We start from the raw sequence: 7670 nt of genomic DNA on the forward strand, positions 1-7670 counted from the left end.
TGCAAGCGCATGTTCAAGCAACGAGCCAGGGCGCAATGATCATTCAGGCCAATCTCATCTAGCGCGTCGCGCGCTCCCTGCCGACGAGGCGCGCGGCAATGGCCGCCGTGCAAAGCGTGACGCCGCCGCTGACGATGAATACCGCGCTCAAACCGTCCCGATCGGCGATCCAGCCCAGCAGCGGACTTCCGATCGCCATGGCGACATCGAGAAACGCCGTGTAGAGGCCCATTGCCAGCCCCCGATGTTCGGGTGAGGTGCCCCGAACGGCCTCGACGCCCAGCCCCGGAAAGACGAGAGAATAGCCCAGGCCGGCAAGCGCGGCGCCGACGGATGCGGTCGCGCCGTCTCGCGCGAGCCCCATGACGACCAGCCCGGCTGATTGCACCAGCACGAACCAGAGGGCGATCCTGGCGCCGCCGAATTTGTCCGGCAGATGACCGCACACGACGCGCACGCCGATCAGCGCGACGCCGAAGGCCGTAAAGCCCAGCCAGATCGGTTGCCAGTGCCTGACGGCGTAGAGGAGGGAGCTGAAGGCGAGGATCGCTCCATACCCGATGCTGCTGAGCGCCGCGGCAACGCCCGGCAGCCACACCGCGCCGATGACGTATCCGACGTCGGATTTCGCCGGCCGCGGCTGCGCCAGGGGCCCGTTCACCCGCACCAGCAGCAAGAGGACGAGCAGCGGCAACACGGTGCTGAAAGCGCCGATCGTCACAAAGCCATGCGACGCGAACAGCAGCGCACCGAGCGGTCCGCCACAGGCCAGCGCCGCGAACATCGCCGTCCCGACCCATGCAATGACCTTGCCGGCGTGCGCGGGATCGACGAGGGCAAGTCCCCAGCTCACGCCACCGGTGACGATGAAGCTCTCGGCGCCGCCGAGCGCCGCGCGTCCGACGAGAAGAATCGTTATCGAAAGCGTCGGCGTACTCTCGAAGACCGACGACAGAAGATACAACAGGCCGGCAACCGCCGCGGTGACGAGACCTGTCACGACGGCGCGTTTTCCTCCCTTCGTATCGGAATACGAGCCGGACCACACCCGGGAGAGCAAAGACGCCGCGAATTGCGTGCCGGCCACCATCCCAACAACGACGCTTCCGAAGCCGAGATCCCGGCTCACATGCAGGGGAAGCACCGGCAATGCGGCGCCGACGACGAGAAAGCCTGCCAGTACGGCCGCCATGACCGGCAGCAAGGTGATGGCGGCGGATCGTGCCGCACTGGATGGCGAGAGCGAACGCGACATGTTGTAACCGGCCGCCTTCACAGATGCACGCGGCGCATTTGGACGTGATCAGTTGGCAGAGCGCTTCTCGAACACGGTGCGGGCGACGGGAGCGGCCGAAAATGCGTTCGGCCATCCGGCATAGTAGGCGAGATGGCTGATCACTTCCGACGCTTCCGCGCGTGTCAGCCCGTTATCCATCGCCCTGTTGAGATGATAGGGAATTTGCTCCACCTTGCCGGCGGCGATCAATGCACTGACCGTCACCAGACTGCGGTCGCGCGGCGCAAGGTCGGGCCGAAGCCAGAGGTCGCGGAACAAGACCTCGGCGGTGTCGCGCACCAGGCCCGGCGAAGCTGGTCCTGTGCCTTGAGCCACCCGGGCCGCCCGATCGGCTTCGGACGCCTCGTCGAGCGGCAGCAAAGCGACCGAAGCTTCGGGAAGCTGATCCGGGCCAATTCCGCGCGCGCGAAACACTTCCTTGGTGATCGCGGTCGCTGCCATCGCATTGCCCCAGCCGGCATAGAAGGCCAGATGTGTGATGATCTCGGAAATCTCGCCGGGCCTCACGCCATTGTCCAGCGCAAGGTTCAACTGCTCGGGCAGAAGGATACCCTGGTTGCGGGAGATGACCGCGGCGACAGTGACAATGCTGCGATCGCGCGGCGTCAGATCGGGCCGCTTCCAGAGATCGTTGGCGAGCTTGTTCGTGGCGTAGCGTTCGAGCGCCGCCGACACCGCTCGCACGTCGTCGCGAGACAGGCTTCCGGTCTGCGAGCCTGCTTTCGTCTCTGCATCGGCGGCTCCCATGGATAGTGCGAGTGCCAAAATGGTCGAAGTCTTCATGGCGAACCCTTTCAAGGCTTGCTCCCGCTTACCGGTACTGCTCGTCGGAAACCGGCTCGAGCCAGTCCACATTCTTTCCGTCCTGCATGTAGCTGACGGCGATATGCGCCATCGGACTGGTGGCGGTCGCGCCGTGCCAATGCTTGATGCCGGCAGGAATCCAGACGACATCGCCCGGATTGATCGTGCGCTTGTCTTTGCCGTCTTCCTGCACCCAGCCTTGGCCGGTGGTGACGATGAGCAACTGGCCGGCCGGATGCGTATGCCAGACGGTGCGCGCTCCGGGCGCGAAGTTGACGAGGCCGGTGCTCGCGCGCGTGAAGTCCGTCGCCGGATAAAGCGGGCTGATGACTGCCCGCCCGCTGAAATTATCCGCGGCGCCGAACATCGCGGGGGTGCTGCCGTTGACACGGATTTCGATGCCATCCGCTTGCGCGGGCAGGATGCCGGTCGCGCCGATGGCTGCCGCGGTGAGAACTTTCTTCATCTGCGTTTTCCTCCGGTTCTTTCGTGAGGGGGATCAGGACAGGGATTCGATGCGGAGAGGAAACTTGCCGCGCATCAGCAGCGCATCGAAGTTGCCGTCGATGCGGCCGAGCCGGATCAACCCCGGCGACCAGCGGTAGCCCGCATGGAAGAATGCGAGGTTGCCCCAGGGCGCGTAGTAGCAGACGTCGCCGGGCCGTTCGTTGCCGAACGGGCCGCTGCCGTCCTCGGTGAGTTTGCGCGGCAGATAGCTGATCTTCTCGTTGTTCGCGTAGTTGTCGATCGTGAGGCCACCGAGCGGGAGCATCGAGGCGAGATCGCGTGCGGACGGATTGTCCTCCAGCGTCGCCGTCATGTTCCGTTCGCTGAATGAGATTTGAATCTTCATCGACGGGAATCCCTGTGCGCATCCTTGCGTCGGACCGATGAGGCCGCCGAGCGGTGCAGCCGATGCCGTGACGAGGACACCCCGGAGCACGACACGGCGAGTGATGACCCGCTTCATTGCGCGGCCCTTCCGTGCTCGATGGCGGCGGCGGTTGCGGCGAGCGCCGAACCGAGCAGCAGAGCCGCGCCGAGCGCGAACGGGCTCCACCATCCGAGCGCGTCGAACAGAACGCCGCCGGTTGCCGCGCCGAGCGTGATGGCGAACTGGATGACGGCGACCTGCAAGCCACCGCCGGCTTCGGCGTCATCAGGCAGTGTGCGGCTCAGCCATGTGCCCCAGCCGACCGGGGCAGCCGTGCCGAAGAAGCCCCAGCCGACCAGCAGGGTTGTCACCGCTGCCGGCACCGAGCCCAGCGCGATCAGCGCCGAGGCGAGCAACGCCATGACAAGCGAATGCCAATGACGATGCTGTAGAGCCTTTCTTGCAGCAACTGACCGATCGTCCAGGTGCCGGCGACGCCGGCGAGCCCCATCAGCAGCAGGATCGCCGAGAGAGTGGAGACGCCGACACCGGTGACGGTTTCGAGGAAGGGGCACAGATAGGTGAACAGCGCGAACTGGCCCATGAAGAGCAGGAAGATCGCGGCCATGCCGAGCGCCACCTGACGGCGCAGGAGCAGCTTGAACACGTTGCCCGACCCCTCGCGCCGTCGCGGCGGCAGCGCGGGCAGACCAATCCACTGCCAGATGAGCGCAAGCAGTGCCAAGGGTACCACAAGGAAGAATGCACCGCGCCAGCCTACTTGATCGCCGAGCAGGCTTCCGAGCGGTGCGGAAACGGTCGCTGCGATGGCGTTGCCGGCGTTGATCATCGCGAGACCCTTCGGCACGGCGTCGTGCGGTACCAGGCGCATGACGATGGCGGTGGACATCGACCAGAAGCCGCCGATGGCGACCCCAAGCAGTGCGCGGCCAATCATCAGCACCGCGTAATCGGGAGCGAAGGTGACGACGAGGCCGGAGACGACAAGCAGCAGCGAGAACGAGGTCAGCACTAGCTTGCGGTCGATACGCTTGGTGAGATCGGCGATGAACAGGCTGGTGACGACTGCGAAGATTCCGGAGACCGAGATCGCCTGACCGGCCCGGCCCTCGCTGATGCCAAGACCGTCGGCGATCGGCGTCAGCAGGCTGACCGGCATGAATTCGGAGGCGATCAGGACGGCGACGCACAGCGCCATCGAAAATACCGCGCCCCAGGCCGCCCGTGGCCTTACCAATTTGTCGTTGTAGATCGCATCCATCCGCAGTCACCGCGCAGGAAAAGGCGCCGTCCGGCCGTGGCCTGGCGGCTCGTCTGCGCGGGAGATAGCACCCGGCGATTGTCCTGATTAGACGCGGAAATGCGTTTGAACTTATCGACTGGGACCATAAATACTCCGATAGCAGCGCTGCTACGGAGACCGATCGTGCGCGAAAACTTCAACGATCTGTTGTGGTTCCTGGTCGTATCCGAGGAGCGCAGCTTCACGAGGGCAGCCGCGAAGATCGGCGTCACGCAGTCGACGCTCAGCCACACTATCAAGCGGCTCGAGGCGCGGCTCGGAATCCGGCTTCTTGCCCGGACGACACGAAGCGTCTCGACCACGGAGGCCGGCGAGCGGCTGCGGCAATCGCTCGCGCCACGTATCGCCGAGATCGAAACCGATATTGCAGCGCTGACCGCATACCGCGACAAGCCGTCCGGCACCGTGCGCATCACCGTATCGGATCACGCGCTCGACAACCTGATCTGGCCGAAACTCGAACCGGTGCTCGCCGATTATCCCGACATCAAGCTCGAGCTCAGTCGCGACAACGGCCTGCGCAATATCGTCGAGGATGGTTTCGACGCCGGCGTCAGGCTCGGGGAAAGCGTCGAAAAGGACATGATCGCGGTGCGGATCGGACCCGACTGGCGTCTGGTCGCCGTCGGCTCGCCCGATTACTTCGCCAGGCACGGCATGCCGAAGACGCCACAGGATCTGGTCGGCCACATCTGCATCAATCTGCGTTTGACAACACGCGGCGGTTTCTACGCCTGGGAATTCGGGAAGGCCGGTCGGAATATGCGGGTTCGCGTTGACGGTCAGCTTGCTTTCAACTCGACCCAGCCCATGGTCAAGGCCGCAATCGCGGGCTACGGCATCGCCTACGTGCCGGAGGAGACAGTGACTGACGCCCTGGCATCGGGCCTTCTTCAACTGGTGCTCGACGATTGGTCGCCGAAGTTCTCCGGGTACTACCTCTACTACCCGAGCGGTCGTCAGAACTCACCGGCGTTCAAGGTCATCGTCGACGCGCTGCGGCATCACGGCAAGTGACGACGACCAACGATCGCATGGCGACGGCGGGCGATCGCCGCGATCACGAGCTCGCGGGCCGATCGCCGAGGTTCAACTTGCTCTTGTCGCCGCCGGCCCAGGCCAGGGTCTTCGGATCCATCACGCGGAACCAGAGCGGCGGGATCGCCGCCAGCCCGAACATGCCGGTGTAACCGTTCGGCAGCCGCGGGATATCGTCGAAGTCGCGCAGCGACTGATAGGGACGCATCGGGTTGGCGTGATGGTCGGAGTGACGTTGCAGGTGGAACGTCATCAGGTTCGAGACGATGTGGTTGGTATTCCATGAGTGGCGCGGCTCGACCGCTTGGTAGCGGCCGTTCGGCAGCTTCTCGCGCAGCAGCCCGTAGTGCTCGACATAATTGGCCTGGGTCAGCGCGTACCAGCCGAGGAAATGGTGCGCGACGATGAACGGCGCGACCTTCCAGCCGAACAGCGCGATCAGGACGGCCGCGACGACGAGCGTCAGCGCAAAGCCCTGCAGGATCTCGTTGTTGATCGACCAGACCGACTCGCCGCGTCGGGTCAGCCGTTCGGCCTCGTTGCGCCAGCCGCGCTTGAACGCTCCCGGCAGTTCGCGCGTTGCGAACGCATAAATCGATTCACCGAAGCGCGCGCTGGCGGGGTCCTCGGGGGTTGCGACCCAGGTGTGATGGCCGCGATTGTGCTCGACGCGGAAATGCGCGTAGCCGACCGCGCAGTTGGCGAGCATGCCGAACAGGATGTTGAGCCTGTCAGCCTTGTGGCCGAGCTCGTGCCCGATCAGCAGCGCGCCGCCATTGATGGTGCCGACGCCGAGCAGCAAGGCGACATAGGACCACCACGGCAGATCCTGGGTGCCGAAGAAGGCGATCAGCGCGACGTAGTTGATCCAGGGAAACACCACGGTGATGCGCGCGAGCCGCAGGTAATAGGGATCGGCCTCCATCGCGGCGACCACTTCCGCCGGCGGATTGTGGGTGTCTTCGCCGATCACGGCATCGAGCAGCGGGATCAGGATGAAGATGAAGATGAAGGGGATCAGCGTCACCAGCGGATTGTGCGTCTGCAGGAACAGCCAGTAGGACAACAGCGGGATCAGCGGCGGAATGAACGAGAGCATCCAGAGATAGCGCTTGCCGTCCCGGTAGGTGATGGTTTCGCCAGCAGCATTGGTGCCCGTGAAGATCATCGCATTCCCTCCAGCGTCCCGTGCGAGGCGGCGTTCGCCGTTGTTGGGCCAAGCATGCCGCGAGGCGGGTCTGCGCCGCCAGTTCACAACAGGCCAATTTTGTGGCATTTTGCGCCAAGCCTGTTCGGCCGGACGTTCGCGAGGGGGAGGTCGCCGACGCCATGCACGGATCGGAATCCGATGCCCTTCGCACGCCGGTGTCCGCGGCCTATGCGCGGGCGCTGGTGCGGGCGTTTGGCCAGACGCGAAGCGAGCGCGACGAGCTGCTGAAGGGCAGCGGAATTCGGCTCGAGGCGCTCGACCAGCCCGGCGCTCACATGCCGGTATCCTCGCTGGTGGTGCTGGCGGCCAACATCACCCGCCGGCATGGCGAGCTGTGGCCGTTGTCGGCCGCGGCGGTGTGGTCGACATCGCTGCAAGGCGCGCTCGACGTCGCGACCAGGACGGCGCCGACCATCGCGGATGCGTTGGCGACCGGCGCGCGCTTCGGGTCGACCCGCGCGCCCTTCGTCCGCAACCGGCTGCGCAGGACCGCGCGCGCGATCCAGATCGAAATCTCTCCCGCCGTCGCGATGGACGACGCGCTGTGGCACGCCGTGGCGCTGGCGGTCAGCCTCAATGTGCACGCCGTGTACGTCCAGCTGCTCGAGGATGCGATCGGGCAGGCGACGCTGCAATTTCCCTGGCCGCCGCCTGCGGGTGCGGAGCGATTGTTGCAGCATTATTCCTGCGCAGTGAAGTTCAACGCTGCCGCCTTCATCTTCGAGGTGCCGAAAGCGCTCGGCGCGCGGCCGTCGCCGTTTGCCGATCCGCAGTTGCACGCCAAGGCCATCGAAGCGCTCGAGGCGATCGAAAATCCGCAGCCCGACACCGTGGCGCTGGCGGGGATCGTCGAGCGCCTGATCGCGGCGCGCCTGCCGCAGCGCCTGGCTGAGGAGGAGGCCGCGCGCCTCGTCGGCACCTCGCGGCGAACGCTGGTGCGGCGGCTCGCCGAGACCGGCAGCGCCTTCCGCCCGCTGCTCGACGGCGTGCTTCGCGAGCGCGCGCGGATCATGCTCGCGGCCGGCACCCAATCGCGCGACGAGATGGCGGCCGCGCTCGGCTACACCGATGCGACCAGCTTCAGCCGCGCGTGCCGGCGGTGGTTCGGGGAGAAGGGCGGGCG

7 protein-coding genes and 1 pseudogene are annotated in these 7670 nt (G+C 65.6%); 2 read left to right on the forward strand and 6 right to left on the reverse strand.

Annotated elements, in window-relative coordinates; genetic code table 11:
- Positions 1–58 precede the first annotated feature (58 nt).
- The 5 genes and pseudogenes from AC1VNY_RS36005 to AC1VNY_RS36025 form a co-directional block, all read right to left on the reverse strand.
- A complete protein-coding gene (locus tag AC1VNY_RS36005; protein ID WP_482408721.1) occupies positions 59–1255 on the reverse strand; it encodes an arabinose transporter in 1197 nt (398 codons plus the stop codon).
- Between the two features lie 48 nt (positions 1256–1303).
- Positions 1304–2080: a carboxymuconolactone decarboxylase family protein gene (locus tag AC1VNY_RS36010; RefSeq protein ID WP_482408727.1), complete on the reverse strand. Its 777-nt coding sequence runs from the start codon at positions 2078–2080 to the stop codon at positions 1304–1306.
- Positions 2081–2108: 28 nt separating this feature from the next.
- Positions 2109–2567, reverse strand: a complete 459-nt coding sequence (locus AC1VNY_RS36015) for a (R)-mandelonitrile lyase (RefSeq protein WP_482408722.1) — start codon at positions 2565–2567, stop codon at positions 2109–2111.
- Between the two features lie 33 nt (positions 2568–2600).
- Positions 2601–3071, reverse strand: coding sequence for a cyclophilin-like fold protein (locus AC1VNY_RS36020; RefSeq protein WP_482408723.1), 471 nt, complete (start codon positions 3069–3071; stop codon positions 2601–2603).
- Positions 3068–4257, reverse strand: a pseudogene (locus AC1VNY_RS36025) (MFS transporter). Before AC1VNY_RS36025 ends, AC1VNY_RS36020 begins: the two are co-directional and overlap by 4 nt.
- Positions 4258–4419: 162 nt before the next feature.
- Between AC1VNY_RS36025 and AC1VNY_RS36030 the strand changes: the two are divergent.
- Complete coding sequence (locus AC1VNY_RS36030) at positions 4420–5316, forward strand: LysR family transcriptional regulator (protein WP_482408728.1); 897 nt, start codon at positions 4420–4422, stop codon at positions 5314–5316.
- 43 nt (positions 5317–5359) lie between these two features.
- Here the strand turns inward: AC1VNY_RS36030 and AC1VNY_RS36035 are convergent, their stop codons facing one another.
- Complete coding sequence (locus AC1VNY_RS36035; RefSeq protein WP_482408724.1) at positions 5360–6505, reverse strand: alkane 1-monooxygenase; 1146 nt, start codon at positions 6503–6505, stop codon at positions 5360–5362.
- A gap of 161 nt (positions 6506–6666) precedes the next feature.
- Here AC1VNY_RS36035 and AC1VNY_RS36040 point away from each other — a divergent pair.
- Positions 6667–7670 (forward strand): helix-turn-helix domain-containing protein (locus tag AC1VNY_RS36040; protein WP_482408725.1); only part of this gene is annotated, 1004 nt, incomplete at its 3' end.

It is taken from the genome of Bradyrhizobium ferriligni (assembly GCF_056837965.1).